This is a genomic window from Flindersiella endophytica (genome assembly GCF_054779015.1).
The window spans coordinates 129,071-153,474 of sequence record NZ_BAAGYY010000042.1 but is presented as its reverse complement, the minus strand read 5'-3'; the positions used below and the strand labels follow the sequence as shown (position 1 = coordinate 153,474).

The window sequence follows — 24,404 nt, the reverse complement described above, 5'->3', positions numbered from 1 at the left end:
TCACCTGCGACCGCTTCGGCCTCCGCGGACGTGACTGATCACCGCGCGCAGGTCGTCGAGCTGTGCCCACGGGTCGATGATCTGCCGGGGCGAGCCGGCGCCGGCGCCCCAGCCGCGGCACCTTGTGTCCATTTCGTTGACGGCGGCTCTGTGGCTCCGTAGGTTCCACGGCGAGAAAACGATTACTCGGTCGTGGCTCGGCTGGCTCTTTCGGAGGGTGAGTGGCCTATGCGTGCCTTTCTCGGGTTGGTTCTGGGCTTGCTCCTGGCGGTCTTTCCGGCCGCCGCCGGCTCGGCCGCCTCGCCGCCGTCGGAGACTCGTTCGGCTGGATCCGCGCCGTCCGAGTCGTCGCCGGGGAGCGCGTTCTTCTCGACCGTCGACCTGGAGTCGCACGCGTCGGCGAGCTCGGCGAGTGACGGCGACCTCTGGCCGTCGTGCTGGGCCGACGACGACAACCTGTACGCCGCCAACGGCGACGGCAAGGGGTTCAGCCTGGACCAGGAGCCGTCCGACGTCGCGGTCAGCCGGATCAGCGGCCTGCCGGGCTCGCTCGCCGGTACGACGATCGCCGCCGGCGACGAGGTGGGGCAGGTCTGGACCCGCGACCACACCCGCAAGCCGACGGGAATGGTCTGCGTCGACGGCGCGATCTACCTCGCCGTGCAGGATCTGGCGTTCGACTTCGACGACGCGCCGGCCGCGACGATCGCCAAGTCGACCGACCACGGGCAGACCTGGACGTGGGACCGTTCGGCGCCGATGTTCGGCGGCAGCGTGTTCACCACGATCATGTTCCTCGACTACGGCAAGGACAACGCCGACGCGATCGACGGCTACGTCTACGCCTACGGGCTCGACCACAACTGGCGCGACTCGTTCAGCAACCGCGTGCCGGATCCGGTCGACGTCTATCTGGCGCGGGTGCCGAGGACCGCGATCCAGGACCGTGGTGCCTGGGAGTTCTACGCGGGCACCGACAGCGCCGGCTCCCCGCGGTGGACGCCGGACATCGGCGGCCGGGTCGCGGTGCTGCACGACGACCGGCACATCTACCAGAACGTCTACACCACGGGCCGGGCCCGGGACCTGACGGTCGTCAGCCAGGGCGGAGTGGTCTACGACAAGCCGCTGAACCGCTACCTCTACACGTCGTGGACGGAGTACACCTTCGAGTTCTACGAGGCGCCGACTCCGTGGGGACCGTGGAAGCAGTTCGCCACGAAGGACTTCGGTGGCTATCCGTGGACGCTCACCAAGCATGGCGGTTACGCCACGACGATCCCGTCGAAGTTCATCAGCGCCGACGGCAAGTCGGTGTGGTTGCAGTCCAACGTGTGCGGTTGTGGCGGAGGCGGCATCTCGGTCTACGACTACGCGCTGCGCCGCATGCGACTGGAGCCGTACGCCGCGACCGTGCCGGACAATCCACCCGACGCCACGCGGAACCTCGCCCGCGAGCCCGGCACCGTGCCGATCGAACGGGTTGCTCACTTCGGGAATGTCGCGTACTACAACGACGGCGACCGCGCGCAGAACGAGGACGACTGGAACGACGAGCAGAAGTCGGCCAGTTGGTGGGGATACACCTGGCCGCGCACGTACGACCTGGATCAGGTGGTCTACACCACCGGCACGATGTTCGGCGACGGCGGCTGGTTCGCCGAAGGGCTCAGAGTGCAGGTCCGGCGCGACCACGAGTGGACCGACGTCACGAACCTGAGCATCTCCCCGGCGTATCCTTACGACAGCTCGGCCGGCCCGAATCGCACGTACACGTTGAGCTTCGACCAAGCGACGGGAGACGGCGTGCGCGTCATCGGGCGGCCCGGAGGCACGCGGACGTTCACCTCGATCGCCGAGCTCGAGGTCTATCACGGCGGCGCGCGATGAGTCGCCGGTTGACCGCGCTGGTCCTCGCCGGCGCGGTGGCAGTCGCTGCCGGTACGGCGGCGACGACGACCAGCCCGGCGCCCGCCGAGGCGGCACCACAGGCCGTGACAGCCCTTGCGGACAAGGGAACGGTGGGCTGGGAGACGTACCGGCGGCTCGACCGCCTGCCGTATCTCGCCTCCGGCGTGCAGAGCCTGCAGGTCGCGGGCACCGACGCCGGCGGTGGCAACATCGACGACGGCAACACGCGCCCGTGTCTCGCCTCGGGCGGAGCCGGCTGCGTGCTCGCGGAGGACCGTGGGGCTGGTGAGATCGCCTCGATCTGGGCGACGCGCTATCCCGACGGCAACGTGACCGGCGTCGGTACGTTGCGGATCGAGCTCGACGGCGTCACAGTCGTCGACGCCAACTTCCAGGACGTCGTGACCGGCCGGCTCGGCACGCCGTTCGTCTATCCACTGGTGGCGAGCTCGGCCCAGTCGTCGGGCGGTGTTTACATCAAGGTTCCGATGACCTACCGCACGTCGATGCGGGTCAGCACGCAGACCTCGCCCGGCTTCTACCACGTCGACTACAAGCACTATCCGGACGCTGAAGGCGTTCCGGCCTTCGACGGTGCCGACCAGGCGCAGGACGTCCTCGCGATGCTCGGCGCGGCGGGCACGCGGGACCCCAAGCCCGCGGCCCCCGACGCGCAGACGACGACCCGGACGGTCGACGTCCCGGCCGGTGGCAGCGCGACGCTCGCGCAGCTCGCCGGCCCAGCGAGCGTGTCCGGCTTGCGGATCAGGCTTCCAGGCGTCCCGTCGGCCGCCACCCTGTCCGGGCTGCGGCTGCGGATCAGCTTCGACGGTCAGGCGACCGTGGACTCGCCGGTCGGTGAGTTCTTCGGCAGCGGGCTCGGCGCGAGCGACGTACGCGCCCTGCTGTACTCCGCGGACGACGCCGCCGGCTCGTGGTACTCCACGTGGTGGCCGATGCCGTTCGCGCAGAACGCCGTTGTCTCGTTGGCGAACACCACAGGTGGCGCGGTCACGGGCGTTGCCGCCGAGGTGACGATCGACCCGGACACGCAGTGGACGGCCGCGCTCTCCGACGGGTCGGCCGGCTACTTCACCGCGCGCTCACGGTCGGGCGCCGTGACCGACGGCCGCGACTGGCTGTTCGCGGACGAGTCCGGCCACGGCAAGTTCGTCGGCGTCAACCAGACCGTCCGTGGCTCCGTGCCGTTGAGCCGCGAGTATCTCGAGGGCGACGAACGCGTCCACGTCGACGGCTCGCTGACGCCGTCGTGGTACGGCACCGGCACCGAGGACTACTACGAGTCGGGCTGGTATTTCGTCAACGGCCGTACGCGTGGCCCGTTCGCCGGTAACCCGGTGTTCCTGAACGGGACGGGCGGCTGCGCCAACGTGTGCGACGCGATGTTCCGCCTGATGCTCGCCGACGCCATTCCCTATCGAACGGCGCTGCGGTTCGGCATCGAGCACGGGCCCGACAACAACCTCCCGGCGACCTACGGGTCGACCGCCTTCCTTTACCAGCAAGCGACTTCGGCCACCCGCCGGACGGACAGCATCGAGGTCACCGACGCGGCCAGCCGGACCGCCCACGCCTACACCGACTCCGGCGCGAGCGAGGCCGACGTGCTGAGCGCGTACGAGGGCGACGACGACAACGTGCCGGTGCTGCGGCGTGTCCGTTCGACGACGCAGCCGCTCAGCTTCCGGCTGACGGTCGACGGCGCCAACAGCGGCGTGCTGCTACGGCGTACGTCCGACCAGAGCCCGGCCTACCAGTCGGCCTCTGTGCAGGTCGACGGTGTGGCTGTCGGCACGTGGCTTTCGCCGCTCGGCAACGCGCGGCAACGGCAGCGCGCCGACACGTTCGCACTGCCGCGAGCCGTGACCGCCGGCCGGACCGCGGTCATCGTCACGCTGACCCCGAACGCCGGATCCCTTGCCTGGAACGCCGGCCGCTACGACGCCGACTCCCTCGTGCCGGCCTATGTGGACACGGCCGGGCCTTCGGGAGTGTCGGGCCTTCGGGTGATCGGCACGCGGCACGGCATCCGGCTGTCGTGGTCCGACGCGGTTGACAACGCCGTGGTGCGGACGTACCGGGTGTACTCCTCGACCCGATCGGACGTGCCGATCTCCGACCAGACGCTGATCGGAACCGTGCGTACGCCAGGGTTCGTGCACGCGGGCCTGCCGGCCGGGCAGGCCAACTACTACCGGGTGATCGCGGTCGACGCGGCCGGGAACACCGGTGGGCTGTCCGGATCGTTCGCAGGCACGACGACGAAGTGGCTGCGGTCCGACCTCGACCGCGACGGCCGCGACGACGTGCTGACGTTCACCCGGGGGACCGCGGCGGATGTGTTCGCGGCGACGTCGACCGGGGTTGGGTTCGTCGGCGACAACGTGCGCTGGCACGACGACTTCGCCCGCGGCTCGGAGATCCCGCTCGCCGGCGACTTCAACGGAGACGGCCGTACCGATGTCGTGACGTTCACGCGTGGCACCGCGGCCGACGTGTACGTCGCGCTGTCGAACGGCAGCGCGTTCACCGGCACCGGCGCGTTGTGGCACGACCACTTCGCCGTGGGGGATGAGATCCCGGCGGTCGGCGACTTCAACGGCGACGGGCGCGACGACATCGTGACGTTCGTCCGCGGCAGCCAGGACGACGGTCCCGGGCCGGCCGGCGACGTGTTCGTCGCGCTGTCCGACGGCTCGCGATTCATCGGAGACGCGATCCGCTGGCACCTCACGTTCGGCTTCGGCGCCGAGGTGCCGCAGGTGGGCGACTTCAACGGCGACGGTATGGACGACGTCGCCGTCTTCACGCGCGGCTCGGCCGCGGACGTCTACGTCGCGTTGTCCACCGGTACGCGTTTCACCGGGAGCGGCGTGCTGTGGCACGGCTCGTTCGCCGGCGGGACGGAGAAGCCGGGCGTCGGCGACTTCAACGGCGACGGCCGCGACGACGTGGTGACGTTCACCGGTGGCACCGCGGCCGACGTCTACGTGGCGCTGTCGAACGGCGGCGCGTTCACCGGCACCGGCGGGTTGTGGCACGGCTCGTTCGCCGGCGGAACGGAGGTCCCGGGCGTCGGCGACTTCAACGGCGACGGGCGAAGCGATGTGGTCACCTTCGCCCGCGGCGACCAGGGGCGGGTGTACGTCTCGCTGTCGGACAGCGCGCGGTTCGTGGAGAACGGGTGGCTGTGGCATTCACACTTCGGCGTGCTGTCGGAATGGCCGCTGCCGAGCCTGCTCACGCCGGCCATCTCCGCTGCATCTACCTCGACAGCCGACTCGACGTCGACGTCGGCCCGGCCGAAGCGGGTGCTCACCGACCCGTGGCGGCCGTACCGGGTCGGTTCGTCGCCTAGTCGAAGTACGTCCTCATCGTCAGGAACTCGGTGAGGTCCGGTGCCCAGTCGAGGTCGTTGACCATCAGCCAGAACCGCCAGTAGGTCCGGAACGGCTCGAACCTCGGGAGCGGGAGGACTTCCTCGTACCCTCGGCGGAAGTCCTCCGGCCGCCGGAGGCACAGCTCGGCTGTCGTGAGCTCGAGCTCCCGGGGACCGGCTACGTAGGAGTCCAGGTCGACGACGCCGGCGATCCGCCCGTCGCGGTAGACGAACTGGTTGCCTGAGACGTCCGGCATGATCGGCGCCGGTGCGTGCTGGGCGAGTGCGTCGGGTTTGGCCGTGGCGACCCGCCGTTCGAAGAAGTCGACGACCTCGGGCCGGTGCGTCCAGTAACTGCTGACGATGGTGGCCATGCTTGCGTTCGCCCGCGCGATCAGCTCGCTCTGGTCGTACGGCTGGTGCGCGAGCGTCCCGAACCCGTCGAGCCGCTGTGTGTGAAGCTGAGCGAGGTAGCCGCCGAGCTGCTCATGAATCTCCGGCGAGTCGGGAAACTCGTCCGGCTCCCACGCTTCGCCGTCGACCCACGTGAAGACGTACGCCGTGGTGCCGTCGAACGCCCCACTCGCGACTGGCTGAGGCGCGCCGAGAATCCCGTCCCGCCCAATCTGCTCCGCGAGCGGCTTCACGTGGGCGAGCTGAGCGCCGTACCGCATCCCGAACGTGTCCCGCAGCTGCTGCCAGAACGCCGAAAGCCGATCCGGCCGCAGCAACGGGATCCGCAGCGAGTAACGATCGCCGGCGGCGGTGGTGACCCGGAAGACATCGTTCGAGCTCCGCGCGATCTGCTCGACCTCGGCGACCGGCTCACCGATCAACCGCTCCGCGAGCTCCCGTACGTCCGCATCTGTCACGCCCGGCACGTTACTGGAGCCGCTGTGCCGCCTGCAGTATCCCCGTCCCATCCAGGATCGTCGTGGTCTCCGCCACGCCGAGGTCCGGCCAGGCGAGCCAGAAGCGAACCTCGCCGGGTGGTGGCAATGGCGCCAGCCTCAGCTCGGTCTGTCCTCTGGAGTATCGGCCTCTGGGTAACCCGGGGTCACCACCCTCTCTCGACCGGACTGCAGGCGACCTGCCGTCGGAGAAGACGAAGCCGAACCGCGGTGTCAGGATCCGGCCGTCGACGTACGGCCCCGACCTCCGGAACATCTGCGGGATCGCCATCACATAAGGCGAACACCGGTCCGTCGTCCACGGCGTGATCCACTCGACCTCCAGCATGCACCACGCCCGGTGGACCCGGATGGCGTGGACGGCGACGGCCAGCCGGCTGGAACGCGCGACGACCTTACTGACCGGGACGATCGCGCTGATCGCGTCCTCCGACGGGTCTCCGAACAGCGGTCGCGGCCCTCTCGGTGGGGCGTCCGGTGTGCCCACGGCTTCCTCGATGCTGCCCGGCGGCGCGTCGTCGGCCGCGGACCCGAGTGTGAACGGGCGGACCTTACCGACGGCTGCCCGGATCGGCGTCGTGTCCAGCGCGACGGACGTACCGTCTGGGATCCCCGCACCCGGCCAGGCGATCGTGAGGTGCAGGTCACCGGGCGGAGGCAGCGGTCGCACGGAGACTCGGTAGCCGCCGAAGCCTTCCGACCACTGCAACAGCGGCACCTCGACACCGGGGTTGGCCATCATCTCCGCCACCCAGTCATGCCCGCTCGACCGCCCGTCCGCGAACCGCACGCCGGTCACCCGCAGCCCGTCCACGTCGTTGCTGGACAGCGGCTCCGACTCCAGGTCGATGACACAGCGATCGCTGTGGACGCGCACGGAGCTGACCACGACCTTCGCATCCGAAGCGGCGGGGACGACTTGCTCGTACGGAACGACGGCGGCGAGCTCAGGTTCCGGCGAACGGCCGCGCCGGCGGATCAACTGGCGCAGGACCTCGGTCCGCGGGTCGGCGGCGTTGCGTTCGGCCTGCTGCTTGAGCTTGGCCCAGCTGCTGAACCCATGGTCCCGGGCGACCAGGAGCTGCGCCGCGGTCAGCGACGGTTCCTTGCCGATCTCGTAGAACCGTTCCAGGCAAGGCACATCCCCGTCGAGTGCGGCTTCGAGGAGACGCTTCGCATCCCGGCGCAGCTCGTGCAGCAGGACGTGCGGTGGAAGCGAGTACGCGTTCACAGTGGCTGCACCCGCCTCGCCGCCTGGTTGATCGCGGTCGCGTCCAGGATCGTGACGACGTTGTGGATGCCGAACTCCGGCCAGTCGAGCGTGATACGCAGCTCGCCCGAAGGCGGCAGCGGCTCCAGAGCTGGACTCGCATCGCCATGTGACATCGATGTGGAGCCAAGGACCCCGCCTGCGAAGTCAGGAAGGATGCTTCCATCGGCGAGTTCAGCGATGCAGCGCAGCCGGCTGAACTCCGGGTCGCCCGCGTAACGTCCCTGGAACTGGTAGTCGATGTCGTCCGCGACGTGTTCCTGCCAAACCTTCAGCTCTTCGGGCGTGCGGCGCAGAGCCCAGGTCATGTCGAACTCGCAGTGGTCGCTGTAGACGTAGATGGCGCTGAGGTCGATCGTGGCCTTCGGCGAGTTCGCGAGGAACGTCTCGACCGGTAGGACGGCAGGCAGCTCACCGGCACTCATCGCGCACCTCCGGGAAACCGCCGGACCCGCCTCGTTGCCGCGTGGATCGCGGTGGCGTCCAGGACCGCGCGCAGGCCGCGGGCGCCGAACGCCGGCCAGTCGAACGTGAGCCGGAGCTCACCGGGCGGAGGTAGCGGCCACAGCAGGAGATCGCGCCTGGAGTACCAGGCTGTACCGCGGTGGTCGCGGGCGCCGCCGGAGCCCCGCGGCTGGGAAAACCGTGGTTTCGCCAACCAGGCATGGGCGTTCTCCAGGCCGGCCCAGTCGTCGCTCCGGTTGCTGGCAGATGCTCCGTCGGCGTACTCGACCGTAAGTGTCGCCGGCTCGACCCGGGCTTCGGGGCGTGGGAAGAACGGGTTGGTGAACAGCCACATGGTCCACCACCGCCACGCCTCGTCGGGCTCGGTGGTGCGCCGGTTGACCCAGCTCAGGTCGACTACGTAGCAGGTGCTGTAGACCCGGACGGCGCACACCGCGAGCGAGAACGCCGGCAGTCTCGCGACGACCAGCTCCACGGGTACGACCGCGCACCCCTCGTCGGATGAGATCTGGCCGCGATACCGGCGAGCCAGCCGGATCTCGCGGTAGTTCGGATCGGCCGCATTGCGTTCGATCTGCTGCCTCAGCTTCGACCAGCTGGCGAACCCGAACTCCCGGGCGACGAGCAGCTGGGCCGCGGTGCGGGAAGGGTGTTTCGAGATCTCCGCGAACCGCGCGAGAACGCCGGGTGCGCCCGCTTCCGCAGCGCGCAAGAGGTCCTTCGCGTACTGATGAACGTCGCGGAGGTCCACGTCGGGTGGGAGAGGATAGGTGTTCACAGTTGCCGCACCCGCTTCGCTGCTTCGTTGATGGCCGTCGCGTCGAGGACGGTGGTGGCGTGGTGGAGGCCGAACGCCGGCCAGCCGAACGTGAACGACAGCTCACCCGCCGGTGGCAGCGGAGAGAGGTACAGGTGCGTCGTCGCATAGTGGGCCGCGTCGTCCTCGGCCGACGAGCTGCCGCCGCCGACAGTGCGCAGGATCGGTACGTCGACGTCCGGCTCGGCCTGTGCCCGGCGAATCCAGTGGGCCGAGTCGCTGCAGACCTCGCGCCCGTCGGCGTAGGTCAGGGCGAAGAACGGGCGGCTGCCGCCGGTGTACTCCTCCCAGCCCGGCCACGGATCGGCCAGGTTGCAGAAGACGGTGCGGCTCAGCCCGCGCCACACGGCCGCGCTCTCCACGGTCCTGCGCGCCACCCAGTCGAGGTCGATCAGGCAGCAGTTGCTGTGCACCCGGATCGAACGGATGGCGAGCGTGAACCGGGGCGTGTCCGCGACGAACGCGCCGACCGGCACTACCGCCGGCAGCTCCTCCCGCGGTATGCGCCCGTCGCGCTTGCGGGTCCGCCGGACGGCCGCGCCCCCCGGGTCGGCCTCGTTGCGCTCGACGTGCTGCCTGAGCTTCGCCCAGCTCGCGAAGCCGAACTCACGTGCGACCAGCAGCTGTGCCGACGTCAGCGACGGCTCCTTGGCGAGCTCGGCGAACTTCGCCAGCACCCCCGCGTCGCCGGAGGCGGCGACCTTGGCGAGGCCCTTGGCGTACTTGCGAAGCTCACTCAGTCGTACGTCAGGTGGAAGCGAGAACGGGCTCATGGCTTCTCCCAGCACGGCCTGCGGTTCGCATCCAGGCCGAGGAGAAGTCACGGCCGGTGAGACTCATGCTGCTGTGAAGGTGGACCCAGTCCTATCCGCGAACCCGGAGGCGCCCTTCCGCGCGACGCTGCTCAGCGTACCTCCGTTTCGGCCGGCTTGACTCCCGGACAATCGGCGAGCTACCTTCATAAGTAATTGCTTTTGAAAGGAGTCAGTTATGGTTGAGCTCACCGCCGACCTCTTCGTCTCGCTCGACAACTTCGCCGGTGCGGTCAACGGCGAGGCCTACTTCGGCTTCTACGGACCGGATCTCGAACGCCAGATCGCCGACACGATGAGCACTCCACACGCGATCCTGATGGGCCGCGTGACGTACGAAGCGCTCGCGCCGATGGCCTCCGACGACGACAGCGGGATGAACGAGACCCCGAAGTTCGTGCTGACGAACACGCTCGAGGAGCCGCCGGCCTGGCAGAACACCCGCCTGATCAGGGGCGAGCCGGCCGAGGCGGTCCGGGCGCTCAAGCAGGAGTCGGAGCTCCCGCTCCGTACGATCGGCAGCCTCAGGCTGATCCGGGGCCTGCTCGAAGCCGGCTTGGTCGACCGGCTCAAGCTCACGGTGTTCCCGATCGTCCTCGGCGACGACGGGCGCGAGCCGTTCTCGGTGGGCAAGGCCCGCGGCGGTCTCGAGCTGCTCGACACCAAGGTGCTGGACAACCGGCTCGTCGTGCTGGAGTACCGGCCCGCGAAGGCCGGGCAGTGACGGCGCCCACCGACCCGCTCAGCCTGGTCTTCGGTGCGCTCGCCGACCCGACCCGGCGCGCGATCCTCGCGCAGCTCAGCCAGGGTGACGCCACGGTCGGCGAGCTCGCCAGGCCGCACGCCGTCTCGCAGCCGGCGATCTCGCAGCACTTGAAGGTGCTGGAGAAGGCCGGCCTGATCACCCGGCATCGCCACGCGACCGCCCGGCTGAGCCATCTCCAGGCCGAGCCGTTACGCGAGGCGACCGCCTGGCTGGCGGCCTACCAGCGCTTCTGGGATCTTCGACACCAACGGCTCGACGTCCTGCTCGCCGAGCTGCAAGCCGTCGACCGGGAAGAGCAGTAGCCATGAACATGACGCAGATCACCGCCGACCCCGGCGTGCCGCTGATCATCATCACGCGGCGGTTCGACGCCCCGCGCGATCTGGTCTACCGGGCCTACACCGAGCCGGAGATCCTCGCCCAGTGGCTGGCCGGCTGCGACGCGACGATGACGATCGAACGCTACGACCTGCGCGACGGCGGCCGCTGGCGCTACCTCAGCCACGATTCCGACGGAGGCGTCCACGCGTTCCGGGGTGTCTTCCACGGAACTCCGTCGCCGGACGGCATCGTGCAGACCTTCGAGTACGAAGGCAGTCCGGGCCACGTGTCGCTCGACACCACGACGTTCGACGAGCTCGGCGGGGCCTGGACGGAGGTGCGGTCGGTCTCGTGCTTCCAGTCGGTGGCGAACCGCGACCGCATCGTCGAGCAGGGCGCGGAGCTGGGCGCCCGTGCCTCCGCCGAGCAGCTGGCCCGCGTGCTGGCCCGGCTGCAAGCCGGCAACGACCAGGAGCCCTAGCCAGGTGACGCGGTGCACGGCACGCCCGCGCAGGTGTCGACGAGCTCGCCGGTGTCGAGGAAGTGGGCGATCATCGCGCGGATGGCGGGGGAGTTGCGGGGATGGCTGTGCGGGTCCGCGCCCTCGCGTGGTGGCAGGTTGGCCGGCGGGGGGAGCGGCGAGCCGCTGTCGACCATCACCAGGGCGCTTCCCGCGTACGGCGTCGCCGGCACCGGCGAGATGCCCCAGAACGGCGACACGTCCAGGCTGCGTCCCGGCGCCACCGCCGGTTGACGCACCCGCGCTCCAACGGTTCGCGCCTCGACCTCCGTTGCGGCGTTCGCCACCTGGTGGTCGCCGAGGGCCTCGATCAGGAGGACGCGGTGCGACGGAGTACGCGGGAGCGGAGCCGACGTCATATGTGCCGCATAGCCGTTCGCCTCGCCACGGTCCCAGACCATCTGCATGAGCGCGAACACGACCTGCTGGTCGAGCCGGTCCGGGTACGCCGGGTCGAAGACGGCGCGGAACTGGTCGAAGTCGACGCTGCGGTTGAGCAGCGTCGAGTAGTTCATCCCGGGTACGCCGAGCGCTGCCCGCCGGAAGTCCTGGGACACCGCCGTCAGCGCACCACCGAGGATGCCGCCCTGACTGTTGCCCAGGTACGCCAGATCCCGCCCCACCAGGGACCGACCCGAAGCGTCGGCGAACGCAGGCGACGCCACGAAGCCGCTCGCGTGAACGGCGGCCCGCCCCAGGAACAGGAAGTTCAGGAAGCCCTGCTGCGTCCGATCCGGAACCGACGGAAACCGCGACACGTCGGCCAGCGACGCGATCACGTTCGGGATGTCCTCGCGCGCCATCCCGATCCACGGCGTCGCGCACAGCATGGTGTTCGCCTCGAGCATGTAGCTCTGCAAGGCTCCCGAGTCGATCTCACTCGGGTCACCCAGCAGCCCGTGGCCGTACAGGACCGGCTTGGCCGGAGCGGCAGCACTCGCCGAACGCGGAATGCTGCAGACGAACCCCGCCAGTTGGACGTTCCCGGGCAGGTGTGCAGGCCGTCCCGACGCGTCGAGCAGCAGCCGGCTGCCGGGCGGACCCAACGGCAGGTTGAGGTACGACGGCACACTCAGCGTTCCCTGCACCTGCCGGGCGATCCGCGGGTTCTGCTCGGCTGTGTAGTCGGTCACCCGGTCGACCGTGAACGCGGGTGCCTGATCGCCCAACGCGGAGAACGCCTGGTCGCGCATCGACAGCATCCGCCGGGTCAGGCCCTGCCGGCTGGCGACCGTGAAGTCCCAGGCCAGATAGAGACCCGACGTGCCTACCCGCGCCTGGCGCAACGACAGCAGTGCCCGCTGCGTGTAGGCCCAGCGCTTCAGCAACGACCGGTCCGAAGGCGGTGTCCGGCTCAGCAACGCCGCGAACACCGGATTGGGGGAGAGCAGCTCGCCGGTCGCGGACCGGAGGTTCCGCAGCGCGACGACGTACCGCGCGCCTTCTCGCAGGTTGCGGGCCGGCCGGATGATCAGCGCTCGGTGCTGCGGATCGGACGCGTCGAGCTCGGCCCAGTACGGCGCCCGCTCGCCGGTACGGGCATCCAGCAGGACGATCGGCGCGTCAGCGGCGAGCGACCGCCCGATGTCGGTGACCGGAGCCGCGCCCGTACGCGCCAGGTCGATGCCCGGCACGTGGGTCAGCAGCATCGAACCCGGGCTGAAGCCGTCGGACCGGTTCCACTCCGTCGGGTCGATCGGCAGCCCGAGCGCGTTCCTCGGCATCGCTGACAGCGCGAAGTCGACGCGGACGCCGGTCGCGGTCGATCGGGAGGGAACGGTGAAGTAGTCGTTGGGGAACGGCAGCAGACAAGCCGCGGGATCGACCGGATCGCACGCGGGCGCCGCCGCGCGGACGGAAGCACCGAGCGCGGCGACCGGATCGCCCGTTCGCGCGGCACCCAGACCGGGCCCCGGACCGGCCACTGCCGAACCTGGCACGAGCACCGCGCCGAGCAACGCGGCGCTGAACAGCGCGACCCACCAGCGGACAACCGAACGGCGCATGCGTCCCCTCCCAAACCACGCAGCCGAGCGGCCTCGCCGGGGCGGCGCTCCCGATCAGTTGTGGACGGAAGCGGTGCTGTCGCGGACGATGAGCTCCGTGGCGAGGTCGACCCGCGGACTCTCCACAGTTTCGCCCTGCGCGAGCCGGAGTACAGTCCTGGCCGCGAGGCGTCCCATTTCGGCCAGCGGCTGCCGCACCGTGGTCAACGGCGGCGACGTCCAGCGCGCCTCCGGCAGGTCGTCGAACCCGACGACGCTGATGTCCTCCGGCACTCTCAACCGCCGCTGCCGCAGCGCCTCGTAGACGCCGAACGCCATCTGGTCGCTGGAGGCGAAGATCGCCGTGGGCGGCTCGGAGTGGGAGAGCAACGCGTTCGCGCCCTCGAACCCGGACTGGTGGTAGAAGTCGCCCTGGAAGACCAGCGAGTCGTCGATCTCGAGGTCGGCGGCCTCCAGGCCGGCGCGGTAGCCGTCGAGCCGGGCGCGGCTGCACCGCAGCAGCCGCGGGCCGGCGATCAGCCCGATCCGGCGATGCCCGAGCGACAGCAGGTGCTCGGTCGCCGACAGGCCGCCCGCCCAGTTGGTCGCGCCTATCGTCGGAACTTCCAGCGCCGGACTGCCGACCGGGTCGACCACGACCGTGGGGACGTTCAACCGGTCAAGCTCGGCTTGCAGCTGCGGGTCGGGAGCGGAAGCCACCAGGATCACGCCGTCGCTCGCGCGGGCGCGGAGGTTCTGCAGCCACTGCCGTGCCGACCGGGACTTCCGGTGGATCGCCGAGACGACCGTTCCGACGAACTCCGCGTGCGCGATGTCCTCCACGCCACGGATGATCTCAACGGCCCATGGGCTGTCGAGGTCGTTGAACACCAGGTCGATCAGGCTCGCCCGGTCACGGGACCGCGCGCTACGCCTGCGGTAGCCGTGCCGCCGGAGCAGCTCCTCGACGCGTTCCCGGGTCTTGGGTGAAACATCCGACCGGCCGTTGACCACCCGGGACACGGTCGGAACGGAGACGCCGGCTTCTTCGGCGATAGCGGTGATGGTCACCCGCCGGTTCTCGTCTGTGGCCACGGGCGCCTCCTCGTGTTGCTGGGTTTCCCCCAGGTTTGAGCACTGTTGAGCACAGGTAGAGCAATGGTTTCTCGCTTCCCGGCTCATAGCGTATGGCTTGACGCTACTGAAGCGGAGTTCTACGGTGCGAGATACCTTCCGGAAACATTCCGGAAACCATCTCTGCTCAGGCTACCTGAGCTTCCCAGGGAGGGAATCACCAATGACTCCGACTCGCCGCTTCGTCGTCGGCGCAGCGCTGCTTTCTTCGGCTGCCGCGGTCGCGCCGGCCGCGCCCGCGGCCGCCAGCACAAGGTCCGGTGCCCGTACGAACGACCGGGCCGGGACCAACGACCGAAGCCGGACGCTTGGGGAGCTCGGCAGCCGGGTTGGCCTGCGGATCGGAACCGCCGTCAACATGACCGCGCTGGAGGACGACCAGACCTACCGCGAGTGGGTCGCCAGGGAGTTCTCGTCGCTGACCGCCGAGAACGTCATGAAGTGGGGCCCGCTGGAGCCGCGGCGCGGTGAGTACGACTGGGCCCCGGCCGACGCGCTCGTGCGGTTCGCCCGGGCGAACCGCCAGGCCGTCCGCGGCCACACGCTGCTCTGGCACAACCAGCTGCCGGAATGGCTCGTTGCCGGCATCGCCGACGGCACGATCGGCGCCGACGAGCTGCGGCAGCTGCTCCGCAAGCACATCTTCGACGTCGCCGGCCACTTCCGGGGCAAGCTCTACCAGTGGGACGTCGTGAACGAGGTGATCGACGACAACGGCAACCTGCGCGACACGCCGTTCCTGCGCCTGCTCGGGCCGGACTACATCGCCGACGCGTTCCGCTGGGCGCACCAGGCCGATCCGAAGGTCAAGCTCTACCTGAACGACTACAACGTCGAGGGCATCAGCGCGAAGAGCGACGCGTACTACGCGCTCGTCAAGCAGCTGCTCGCCCGGCGGGTGCCGGTGCAGGGCTTCGGGGCGCAGGGCCACCTTGGCGTGCAGTACGGCTTCTACCCGGCCGAGGCCGTCGCGGAGAACCTGCGGCGGTTCGAGGCGCTCGGCCTCGAGACCTCGCTCACCGAGGTCGACGTCCGGATGGTGCTGCCGAACGACACCGTGAAGAACCAGGCGCAGGTGCAGGGCTACCACACACTGATGCAGGGCGCGCTGCTCGCCGATCGCTGCCGGTCGTTCACGGTCTGGGGCTTCACCGACAAGTACTCCTGGGTGCCGGGCGTCTTCGACGGCCAGGGCGAAGCCTGCCTGCTGGACGTGAACTTCCAGCCCAAGGCGGCACTCGGCGGGATCCGCGCCGACCTGATGCTGGCCGGGGGACACCGCTGACCCGGTGCAGGAGCCGGACCTGAAAACAGGAATGGCCGAGGCGCTGGGCGGCGCACTCGGCCTGGCCCAGATGCGACCGACTCGCTGCGGAGGGCGGTCGACAGGCGAGTCGGTCGCGGTCTGGGCGTTAACCCTGAAGGAAGGGTTCTGCGAAACTTTTCGGCAATCTGCCGATAACTTCCGCCACCGCTGACGTTACGGCCTCGCGAACTCCGGGTCAAGCGGTTCGGCCCTGGTTCCCGCCGTCATCCGGCGGTCAGCTCCGACGACCCGCTCCGGACCGGTGAGCCGGGCCCGCACCACGTGCCGCGCCTCGCCGCTCGACGGCCCCAGCCGCAGCTCGATGTCGCCCGGCTCCACGACCCGCCGGCCGCCCCGACCGGTGAACGAGGTCAGGTCGGCGTGCACCTCGAACGTCACCAGCCGGGCCTCGCCGGGCTCCAGCGTGACCCGTGCGTACCCGATCAGCTGCACCACCGGCCGGCTCACCTGCGCCACCGGATCGTGCAGGTAGAGCTGGACGACCTCGGTCCCAGCCCGCTCGCCGGTGTTGCGTACGACGACGGAGGCCGTGAGCGATCCGTCGGTCGGGATCTCGACGACCTCGGCCGGATCCGGATCCGACGGCGGAGCCTCCCATGCGAACGACGTGTACGACAGTCCGTGCCCGAACGGGAACAGGGCGGTGGGGTCGATGTTGCTGACGTCGGTCCGCCGACCGAGCCTCGGGGAGAGGTACGGCGCCGGCTGACCGCCCGGCACCCGCGGCACGCTCACCGGGAGCCGGCCGGACGGGCAGCTTCGGCCCGACAGCACCCCCGCGATCGCCGGACCGCCTTCCTCACCGGGGAAGAACGTCTGCACGATGCCCGCGAGCCGCCCGGCGAACGACCCGAGCGCGTACGGCCGGCCCGCGAGCAGCACCAGCACGACCGGCGTTCCGGTGGCCAGCAGCGCCTCCAGCAGCTGCTCCTGCTGGCCCGGCAGCCTGAGCTCCTCGGCGTCGCAGCCCTCGCCGGACGTACCGTTCCCGAACAGGCCCGACCGGTCGCCCAGCACGGCGACGCAGACCTGTGCCGCCGACGCCGCCGAGACCGCCTCGGCGATCCCGGCCTCGTCGATGCTCTCGACCGTTCCGGCCGCGACGTGCTTGATCCCGGCCGCGGGAAGCTCGGCTCGCAGCGCCTGCAGCACCGACGGGATGTCGACGCCGAGCGGCACCTCGGGGTGGTGCCGCTGGACGTGGCTCGGGAGCGTGTAGCAGCCGAGCATCGCCATCGGCTCGTCCGCGACCGGCCCGACCAGCGCGATCTCGGCGTCCGGTGCCAGCGGCAGGCCACCGTCGTTGGCCAGCAGCACCACCGACTCCTCGGCGAGCCTCCGAGCCAGCGCGCGGTTCTCCGGCGGGTCGAGGACGATCGGGCCGTCCGGTGGAGCGGCCGACTTCGCCCAGTCGGGGTCGAGCAGGCCGAGCTCGCACTTCTGCAGCAGTACGCGGGTGGCGGCGCGGTCGACCAGCTCCTCCGATGCCGCGCCGGAGCGGACGGCCTGCAGTAGCGGCTCGCCGTAGCACCGCATGGTCGGCAGCTCGATGTCGACGCCGGCGGCCAGCGCCAGCGCGGCGGCCTCGTCCGTGCTCCCCGCCACGCCGTACAGGACCTCGAGGAACGAGATCCCGAAGTAGTCGGCGACCAGCGTTCCGCTGAAGCCCCAGTCTTCGCGCAGCAGGTGGGTCAGCAGCTCGAGAGCGGCGTGGGCCGGAACTCCGTCGACGTCGGTGTAGGCGGCCATGACCGAGCGTGCGCCACCCTCGCGCAGCGCCAGCTCGAACGGCGGCAGCAGTACGTCGGCGAGCTCGCGCGGCCCGAACCCGGTCGGCCCGTGGTTGCGGCCCGCGCGGGACGCGGAGTAGCCCGCGAAGTGCTTCAGCGTCGCGATGATCCCGGTCGACTCCAGGCCGCGGACGTAGGCCGCACCGATCGTCCCGACCAGGTGCGGGTCCTCACCGATCGTCTCCTCGGTCCGGCCCCAGCGCGAGTCCCTGGAGACGTCGACGACCGGCGCCAGGCCCTGGTGGATGCCGACCGCGCGCATCGCGGTGCCGATCTGCTCGGCCATCTTCTGAACGAGGTCGGGGTCGAACGTCGCGCCCCAGGCCAGCGGCGTGGGATACGTGGTCGCCTGCCAGGTCATGAACCCCGTCAGGCACTCCTCGTGTGCGACGGCCGGTATGCCGAACCGGTTGGCCGCGGCGATCTCCGTCTGGGTCTTGGCCAGCACCCGGGCGCCGACGGCCGGATCGACCGGCGCGGTTCCGAACGGGCGGGTGAGCTGACCCAGCCCGCCGGCGATCACCGCCTGCCAGTCCAGATCGGGGTCGGACAGGTCGTGCTGGTGAGGTGCGACCGCTTCGCCGTCGGCGTCCACGCCGACCCACACGCCGTAGAGCTGGGAGACCTTCTCCTCCAGCGTCATCCGGGACAGCAGATCGGCAACTCGTTGCGATGGCGGGAGCGAGGTGTCCTGCCAGGGTTCGTGCGGCATCGAATCGGTCCCGTCCTGTCGGGTCTTCGTGAGGTAGGACTTACGGAAGACTTCCGGAAATTGTCGGAGCTGCCGCCAGGGTAGCCGCTCGGGGCCTGCCATGGTGCATCGCGACCAGGAGTTGGCCATGAGTGGGCATACCTGGCCTGGCATGGAAATGCGGTCGGGTGCTCGGGCAAAGCGGCGGTATTGTCCCGGCGTATCAGTGCGAGTACCAGTGCATACGTATGGAAAGGCCTTGGAGGCAGCGTGGTTGATGCGGCAGCGGTCGGTGAATGGCTCGGGCCGGGAGACGAGTACGCCGCCTGGGTGGCCGGGCTGGCCGGGAACAAGGAGCCGCGCCCGGTGCGCCTGCCGCAGGGCGAGGAGTTGCGCGCGCTGCTGGACCGGATGGCCGTACGCCCGGACGACGCCGAGGACCTCGTGGAGTCCCTGCCCTCGCCGGAGCGCGATCCGGAGCTGTGGTGGTTGCTCGAACGCACCCGCGACAGGCTGACCGGCTCGATGGGGCTCGGCCGCGGCGACCTCTGGGGCCCGGCGATGCCGCACCTGCCGGAGAAGCTCGGCGCCAAGGGCCGGTTCTTCTACGCGTACGTGATGCTGGCCGCCCTGCCGGACGTGCTGGCGTACTTCGGCGGGCGCGGCATCCCGGACGACATCGTCTGGGCGACCTTGGCCGATTTCGGTCGTCAGATCGCGATCTACCGGCGGATCCACGGCCGCGGCGGGCTCGACGTGCAGTTCTGGTTCGCGCTGCACTTCCGCGGCAACATCTACGACTTCGGCCGCCTACAGCTCAACCGCCAGCAGATCCGGAGCGACGACCAGGCCAAGGCCGGTGCGCCGTACGGCGAGGGCGACTACGTGCTCGGCGTCCACATCCCCGAGTCGGGCCCGATGACACCGGAGGCGTGCGACGAGTCGTTCCGGCGGGCGAAGGAGTTCTACGCGACGTACTTTCCGGAGGAGCCCTACCGCTACGCCAACTGCTCGTCCTGGCTGCTCGACGACCAGTTCGCGGAGTACCTCCCGGAGGACTCCAACATCGTGCGGTTCCAGCGCCGCTTCAAGCTGCTCGACGGCGACCACGAGGGCGACAGGGCGGTGTTCCAGTTCGTGTTCCGCAAGCTCGACCCGGTGATCGACGAGCTGCCCCAGCAGACGACGCTGGAGCGCGCGATCGTCCGGCACCTGAAGGACGGCCGGCACTGGAAGGTGCGTACCGGCTGGCTCGAGCTCTAGTCAGCCGACACTGACCGTGGTCATTGCGGGTCAGTCCGCGCGGGAGCGCGTCGACAGCGAGTCGCAGCTCTTCTCGTCGGGCAGCATCGGGCGGAACGACAGGACGTAGGTCGCCTCGCCGCTGTACCACGTGTCGCCGGGTGCTGCCCGTTCCGCCTCTCTCGCCACCGTCTGGACGTCGTTGCCGCGGTAGATCACGCAGTAGGCGCCGTCGATCCGAGTCTTGTCGATGCGCAGCGGGCCGAGTGGCCAGGTCCGGTCGGGCTGGCCGTCGATCGGGGTGGCCAGCACCGCGATCGCCGAGATGGGGTAGCGGGTGGCGTTGGGGTTGGCGGCGTACTCGAGCATCGTCTCGCGCAGCTCGCCGAGGTCGCCTCCGACCTTGGGGCCCAGCTCGGAGGTGCCCGAGCGCTCCTCGGCCGTCAACGTCATAAGGGAGATCGGTGCGTCGGGCGCGATGTCGGTGCCGGCCTCGCGTTCGTCGAGTACGTCGGCGTCGATCGCGTGGTCGACCAGCTGCTGGACGCGTTCCTTCGGCAGCCGGAGCTCGCGAAGCTCGGGCATCAGCCCCGTGCCGCGCGGTGCCAGCATGATGGTCCGGCCGTCGCCGTACATGGTGAACTGCGGAACGATCGATGCCGGCTCACCTGGCTTTAGGTAGCCCTGGATCTGGGTGAGTCTGAGCACAACCTGGTCAGCTCCGGTGGGGTAGTTGGGTCCGCTCTGGGCGCATCCAGTCACGATGAGCCCGAGCGCCGCCGCAGCGGCAACCACCTTGGCGCGGCCGACAATGCGCATGCATCCCTCGCTTCGCCGAGTGTCTCCCTGGTTGCGTTCAGCGTAATGGTTTTCGGCGCCGATCTGAGCCCCAGAACCGCCGCAATACACTTGCCGCATTATGAATTCTCCGTTCGGGCGTGTGCTGATCATCGGAACCGGCCTGATGGGCACCTCGGTCGGCCTCGCTCTCCAGGCGGCTGACGTCGAGGTGCTGCTGACCGACGCCGACGCCTCTCACCTGCGGCTGGCCGTCTCACTCGGCGCCGGCATCCCGTTGTCCGACGACTCGCCGGACCCCGACCTGGTGATCGTGGGCGTACCGCCGGCGCTGCTCGGCCGGATCGTGGCCGACGCGCTGCACCGCTATCCGAACGCGATCGTCACCGACCTCGGAAGCGTGAAGGCGCAGGCGGCGGCCGACGTACGCACGCTGGCCCCCGACGCCTCCGGCCGCTACGCCGGCGGGCACCCGATGGCCGGCAGTGAGCAGTCCGGGCCGCTCGCCGCGCGCGACGCGCTGTTCGACGGCCGCGCGTGGGCGGTGACGCCGCACCCCGGCAGTGCCGACCGGGCCGTCGAGACCGTCGAAGCGCTCGCGACGATCTGTGGCGCGTTCCCCGTCCGGATGACCCCCGCCGAGCACGACGAGGCCGTCGCACTGGTCTCGCACGTTCCGCAGGTCGCGGCGTCGGTCGTCGCCGGCCTGCTGACGACGGCGGCCGAGGACCACCTGCTGCTGGCCGGCCAGGGCCTGCGCGACGTCACGCGGATCGCGGCCGGCGATCCCGCGATGTGGACACAGATCCTGTCCGCGAACGCCCGTCCGGTGGCGCGCCTGCTGCACGAGGCCGCACAGGACCTGCAGCAGCTCGCGGTGACGCTCGACAAGCTCGACGCCACCGCGGCTGCGACCGCTGCCGCGACCCCTGCCGCGACTCCCGCCGACGACGACATCGACCCGCTGCGCGGCACCCTCGAACGCGGCGGCACCGGCGTCCGCCGGCTCCCCGGCAAGCACGGCGCCCAGCGTGAGGCGTTCGCACTCGTGCCCGTTCTGCTGCCCGACCAGCCCGGCGAGCTGGCCCGGCTGTTCGCGAACGTCGGCGAGGCGGGCGTCAACATCGAGGACATCCGCATCGACCACAGCCCGGGCACGCCCGCCGGTCTGGCCGAGCTGGCGGTCGCACCGAGCGCGCTGCCGAAGCTGCTGGAAGCCCTCGAGGAGCACGGCTGGTCAGTCCACGGGTAGGACGCCCGGCCGCCCACAGGTAGTCTCACCCAAACGATTGGAAGGGTGCGAAGTTGTCGCGGATCGTGATCGCTGTGGACGGGCCGTCGGGGTCGGGCAAGTCCAGCACTGCCAGGGGCGTGGCCGGCAAGCTCGGCCTTCGTTATCTCGACACGGGTGCGATGTATCGCGCCGCGGCCTGGTGGATGCTCAACGCAGGCGTCGACGTGCACGACGCCGAGGCGGTGGCCGCACATGCCACCGAGCCGGAGCTGTCGTCCGGCACCGACCCTGACCACCCGACGATCGCGGTCGACGGGCAGGACGTGTCCGGCCCGATCCGTTCGCGCGAGGTCACCAACGCCGTCAGCGCGGTCGCGGCAGTGCCTGCCATCCGCAAGCAGATGGTCAAGCTGCAGCGCGAGCTGATCGGCGAGGGCGGCATCGTCGTCGAGGGCCGCGACATCGGCACCGTCGTCCTCCCCAACGCCGACCTCAAGATCTTCCTGACCGCCGATCCCGGCGAGCGGGCCCGGCGTCGTTCGGCCGAAGGGCTGGCCGGCGTCCAGGTCGAGGTCCAGCAGACGCTGCAGGAGATGGCCCGCCGCGACCAGCGCGACTCCCAGCGCGAGTCCTCGCCGCTGAAGCAGGCCGACGACGCGATCGCCGTCGACACCACTGTCATGAGCCTGGACCAGGTGGTCGACCACATCGCGGGCCTGGCCGCCGAACGCGGAGCATGAACCTCTCGACGTACTGGCGGGACGCGCCAGGCCCGCCCCGGCACGGTGCCTGGCTGCTCGGTCCACTCGGCAAGGCCGTGATGCGCACCGCGTGGAACCTGCGGGTGCACGGCCGCGAGCTGATGCCGTCGAGCGGGCCGGTGATCCTGGCGTCGAACCACACAGGGTTCCTGGACGGGCCGCTCCTGTACGCCACGATGCCCCGTCCGGTGTACGCGCTGGTGAAGATGGAGATGTTCCACGGCGTGGTCGGGCGCGCGCTGACAGCCCTCGGGCAGATCTCCGTCGACCGCTTCCAGGTCGACGTGGCGGCGGTGCGGTCCTCGCTGGCCGTGCTCGAGCGCGGCGACCTGCTCGCGATCTACCCCGAAGGCGCCCGGGGCGCGGGCGACTTCGCCCAGATCAGGTCAGGGCTCGCCTACCTCGCGTTGTGCACCGGGGCGCCGATCGTCCCGGTGGCGTGCCTCGGCGTCCGGGCCGCCGGCCGGTCGACCGGCTCGGTGCCACCGCTGCGGCAGCGCCTGGACGTCGTCCTCGGTGAGCCGATCCGGCTGCCGCGGACGCCGTGGCCACGCCGGCAGGACACCGTGCGCGAACACACTTTGCAGCTGCGTGACACCCTGGTTGAGCATGTGCGGCGCGCCTGTGAGCTGACCGGGCGCGCTTTGCCGGGATCCGTCCACTCAGGGAAAGAACAGGCCAGTGAGCATTGACGACATTGAGGGCTTCGACGCCGGCGCGGTCGATGACGCGGGCGTGGAGCCTGACGCGCCGGTGGTCGCGGTCGTGGGCCGGCCCAACGTCGGCAAGTCGACGCTGGTCAACCGGATCCTGGGCCGGCGGGAAGCCGTGGTCGAGGACGTTCCGGGCGTCACGCGCGACCGGGTGGCCTACGACGCCACTTGGCGCGGCCGCCGGTTCACGCTCGTCGACACCGGTGGCTGGGACCCCGACGCGACGGGGTTCGCGGCCCGGGTGACTGCGCAGGCCGAGCTCGCGGCGGGCGCCGCCGACGTGGTCCTGTTCGTCCTCGACGTGACGGTCGGCGTGACCGACGCCGACGAGGGCGTGGTGCGAGTCCTGCGTAAGGCCGGCAAGCCGGTCGTGGTCGCGGCCAACAAGGCCGACGACCAGCGCGGCGACATGGAGGCCGCGGCGCTGTGGTCGCTCGGCCTCGGCGAGCCCGTGCCCGTGTCCGCGATCCACGGGCGGGGCAGCGGCGACCTGCTCGACGCCGTGTTCGACGTCCTGCCGGAAGCGCCGCAGGAGCGCGATCCCGAGGTCGGAGGGCCGCGCCGGATCGCGCTGGTCGGGCGGCCGAACGTCGGGAAGTCCAGCCTGCTCAACAAGCTCGCCGGCGAGGAGCGGGTCGTCGTCGACTCCGTGGCCGGCACCACCGTCGACCCGGTCGACGAGCTGGTCGAGCTCGGTGGCCGCACCTGGCGGTTCGTCGACACCGCCGGCATCCGGCGGCGGGTCAAGGACGCGTCCGGCCACGAGTACTACGCCAGCCTGCGCACGTCCGCCGCGGTCGAGCGGTCCGAGATCGCGGTCGTCCTGCTCGACGCGTCCGAGCCACTGGCCGAGCAGGATCTGCGGATCATCTCCTCGGTTTCCGAGGCCGGCCGCGGGCTGGTGCTGGCGTTCAACAAGTGGGACCTGCTCGACGACTACCGCCGCTCGCAGCTGGAGAAGGAGCTCGACCGGCAGCTGGTCCAGGTGACCTGGGCGCCGCGGGTCAACATCTCGGCGCGCACCGGCTGGCACGTCGACCGCCTCGTCCGCGGGATCGACGCGGCGCTCGAGGGCTGGTCCACCCGCGTGCCGACCTCGGAGCTCAACGGCTTCCTCGGCCGGCTGGTCGCCGAACATCCCCACCCGATCCGGGGCGGCAAGCAGCCGCGCATCCTGTTCGGCACGCAGCCGCAGAGCAGCCCGCCGAAGTTCCTGCTGTTCACGACCGGATTCCTGGAGGCGAGCTACCGCCGCTTCATCGAACGCCGGCTGCGTGAGGAGTTCGGCTTCATCGGCTCTCCGATCGACATCCAGCTGAAGATCCGGGAGAAGCGCAAGCGCAGCCGCTAGGTCGTGTTTCAGAAATAGGGCCGGTCAAGCGCGCGGCGCATGGCGCCGCGCTACCGGTTCCGTGGGCCGATGCTCGTGTCCGGCATACTCGCGAGGCGCCGCGGGGCCGGCAGCGTGGATGCCAGCCACGCGCCGGAGGCGCAAATTCAATAGAGCGCGTCCGACGAAGTCGCGTCAGGCGATAT

General features: G+C 70.3%; 21 protein-coding genes. 11 read left to right on the top strand and 10 right to left on the bottom strand.

The genetic code is table 11. From position 1 onward, the window contains the following. A complete protein-coding gene (locus ACYVF6_RS42925; RefSeq protein ID WP_460531727.1) occupies positions 1 to 132 on the bottom strand; it encodes a hypothetical protein in 132 nt (43 codons plus the stop codon). A gap of 96 nt (positions 133 to 228) precedes the next feature. Here ACYVF6_RS42925 and ACYVF6_RS42920 point away from each other — a divergent pair, with 96 nt between their 5' ends. Both ACYVF6_RS42920 and ACYVF6_RS42915 read left to right on the top strand, forming a co-directional pair. Beyond that, entirely contained in the window at positions 229 to 1,890 is a 1,662-nt protein-coding gene (locus tag ACYVF6_RS42920) for a DUF4185 domain-containing protein (protein WP_460531724.1), read from the top strand. After that, positions 1,887 to 5,324, top strand: a complete 3,438-nt coding sequence (locus ACYVF6_RS42915; RefSeq protein ID WP_460531721.1) for a DUF2961 domain-containing protein — start codon at positions 1,887 to 1,889, stop codon at positions 5,322 to 5,324. The genes ACYVF6_RS42920 and ACYVF6_RS42915 overlap by 4 nt, the downstream gene beginning before the upstream one ends. Here ACYVF6_RS42915 and ACYVF6_RS42910 read toward each other — a convergent pair. The 5 genes from ACYVF6_RS42910 to ACYVF6_RS42890 are packed head-to-tail and all read right to left on the bottom strand — an operon-like array spanning position 5,287 to position 9,547. Next, a complete protein-coding gene (locus ACYVF6_RS42910) occupies positions 5,287 to 6,183 on the bottom strand; it encodes a phosphotransferase family protein (RefSeq protein ID WP_460531718.1) in 897 nt (298 codons plus the stop codon). The genes ACYVF6_RS42915 and ACYVF6_RS42910 overlap by 38 nt on opposite strands. Before the next feature lie 10 nt (positions 6,184 to 6,193). Then, on the bottom strand, positions 6,194 to 7,453 hold the full coding sequence (locus tag ACYVF6_RS42905) for a hypothetical protein (protein WP_460531716.1): 1,260 nt from the start codon (positions 7,451 to 7,453) through the stop codon (positions 6,194 to 6,196). Then, positions 7,450 to 7,917: a hypothetical protein gene (locus tag ACYVF6_RS42900; RefSeq protein ID WP_460531713.1), complete on the bottom strand. Its 468-nt coding sequence runs from the start codon at positions 7,915 to 7,917 to the stop codon at positions 7,450 to 7,452. Before ACYVF6_RS42900 ends, ACYVF6_RS42905 begins: the two co-directional genes overlap by 4 nt. Further along, positions 7,914 to 8,735, bottom strand: coding sequence for a hypothetical protein (locus tag ACYVF6_RS42895; RefSeq protein ID WP_460531710.1), 822 nt, complete (start codon positions 8,733 to 8,735; stop codon positions 7,914 to 7,916). Before ACYVF6_RS42895 ends, ACYVF6_RS42900 begins: the two co-directional genes overlap by 4 nt. Next, a complete protein-coding gene (locus ACYVF6_RS42890) occupies positions 8,732 to 9,547 on the bottom strand; it encodes a hypothetical protein (protein ID WP_460531707.1) in 816 nt (271 codons plus the stop codon). Before ACYVF6_RS42890 ends, ACYVF6_RS42895 begins: the two co-directional genes overlap by 4 nt. 217 nt (positions 9,548 to 9,764) lie before the next feature. Between ACYVF6_RS42890 and ACYVF6_RS42885 the strand changes: the two genes are divergently transcribed. Genes ACYVF6_RS42885 through ACYVF6_RS42875 form a run of 3 tightly spaced genes read left to right on the top strand, consistent with a single transcriptional unit; the run spans position 9,765 to position 11,154 of the window. Then, positions 9,765 to 10,310: a dihydrofolate reductase family protein gene (locus ACYVF6_RS42885; RefSeq protein ID WP_460531704.1), complete on the top strand. Its 546-nt coding sequence runs from the start codon at positions 9,765 to 9,767 to the stop codon at positions 10,308 to 10,310. Next, positions 10,307 to 10,654 carry an ArsR/SmtB family transcription factor gene (locus ACYVF6_RS42880; RefSeq protein WP_460531701.1) on the top strand — a complete coding sequence of 116 codons (348 nt, stop codon included), beginning with the start codon at positions 10,307 to 10,309 and terminating at the stop codon, positions 10,652 to 10,654. The genes ACYVF6_RS42885 and ACYVF6_RS42880 overlap by 4 nt, the downstream gene beginning before the upstream one ends. A gap of 2 nt (positions 10,655 to 10,656) precedes the next feature. Continuing rightward, entirely contained in the window at positions 10,657 to 11,154 is a 498-nt protein-coding gene (locus ACYVF6_RS42875; protein ID WP_460531698.1) for an SRPBCC family protein, read from the top strand. Here the strand turns inward: ACYVF6_RS42875 and ACYVF6_RS42870 are convergent. After that, complete coding sequence (locus tag ACYVF6_RS42870; protein ID WP_460531695.1) at positions 11,151 to 13,199, bottom strand: hypothetical protein; 2,049 nt, start codon at positions 13,197 to 13,199, stop codon at positions 11,151 to 11,153. The two genes, ACYVF6_RS42875 and ACYVF6_RS42870, sit on opposite strands and share 4 nt — an antisense overlap. Before the next feature lie 54 nt (positions 13,200 to 13,253). Next, positions 13,254 to 14,273 carry a LacI family DNA-binding transcriptional regulator gene (locus ACYVF6_RS42865; protein ID WP_460531692.1) on the bottom strand — a complete coding sequence of 340 codons (1,020 nt, stop codon included), beginning with the start codon at positions 14,271 to 14,273 and terminating at the stop codon, positions 13,254 to 13,256. A 202-nt stretch (positions 14,274 to 14,475) separates the two neighbouring features. Here ACYVF6_RS42865 and ACYVF6_RS42860 point away from each other — a divergent pair, with 202 nt between their 5' ends. Continuing rightward, complete coding sequence (locus tag ACYVF6_RS42860; protein WP_460531689.1) at positions 14,476 to 15,597, top strand: endo-1,4-beta-xylanase; 1,122 nt, start codon at positions 14,476 to 14,478, stop codon at positions 15,595 to 15,597. A gap of 195 nt (positions 15,598 to 15,792) precedes the next feature. Here the strand turns inward: ACYVF6_RS42860 and ACYVF6_RS42855 are convergent, their stop codons facing one another. Then, positions 15,793 to 18,141, bottom strand: a complete 2,349-nt coding sequence (locus tag ACYVF6_RS42855; RefSeq protein WP_460531686.1) for a beta-xylosidase/alpha-l-arabinosidase — start codon at positions 18,139 to 18,141, stop codon at positions 15,793 to 15,795. A 249-nt stretch (positions 18,142 to 18,390) separates the two neighbouring features. On the opposite strand from ACYVF6_RS42855, the gene ACYVF6_RS42850 reads away from it, so the two are divergent. Continuing rightward, a complete protein-coding gene (locus tag ACYVF6_RS42850) occupies positions 18,391 to 19,383 on the top strand; it encodes an acyltransferase domain-containing protein (protein WP_460531683.1) in 993 nt (330 codons plus the stop codon). A 30-nt stretch (positions 19,384 to 19,413) separates the two neighbouring features. Here ACYVF6_RS42850 and ACYVF6_RS42845 read toward each other — a convergent pair whose 3' ends face one another. Beyond that, positions 19,414 to 20,181 carry a hypothetical protein gene (locus ACYVF6_RS42845; protein ID WP_460531680.1) on the bottom strand — a complete coding sequence of 256 codons (768 nt, stop codon included), beginning with the start codon at positions 20,179 to 20,181 and terminating at the stop codon, positions 19,414 to 19,416. 100 nt (positions 20,182 to 20,281) lie between these two features. Between ACYVF6_RS42845 and ACYVF6_RS42840 the strand changes: the two genes are divergently transcribed. The 4 genes from ACYVF6_RS42840 to der are packed head-to-tail and all read left to right on the top strand — an operon-like array spanning position 20,282 to position 24,219. After that, positions 20,282 to 21,412, top strand: a complete 1,131-nt coding sequence (locus ACYVF6_RS42840) for a prephenate dehydrogenase (protein ID WP_460531677.1) — start codon at positions 20,282 to 20,284, stop codon at positions 21,410 to 21,412. A 53-nt stretch (positions 21,413 to 21,465) separates the two neighbouring features. Further along, the gene (gene cmk / locus ACYVF6_RS42835) at positions 21,466 to 22,134 is read left to right on the top strand and encodes a (d)CMP kinase (RefSeq protein WP_460531674.1); all 669 of its coding nucleotides are present in this window, start codon (positions 21,466 to 21,468) and stop codon (positions 22,132 to 22,134) included. Next, positions 22,131 to 22,847, top strand: a complete 717-nt coding sequence (locus ACYVF6_RS42830; RefSeq protein ID WP_460531671.1) for a lysophospholipid acyltransferase family protein — start codon at positions 22,131 to 22,133, stop codon at positions 22,845 to 22,847. The genes cmk and ACYVF6_RS42830 overlap by 4 nt, the downstream gene beginning before the upstream one ends. Beyond that, positions 22,843 to 24,219: a ribosome biogenesis GTPase Der gene (der, locus tag ACYVF6_RS42825; RefSeq protein WP_460531895.1), complete on the top strand. Its 1,377-nt coding sequence runs from the start codon at positions 22,843 to 22,845 to the stop codon at positions 24,217 to 24,219. The genes ACYVF6_RS42830 and der overlap by 5 nt, the downstream gene beginning before the upstream one ends. Positions 24,220 to 24,404: the final 185 nt, after the last annotated feature.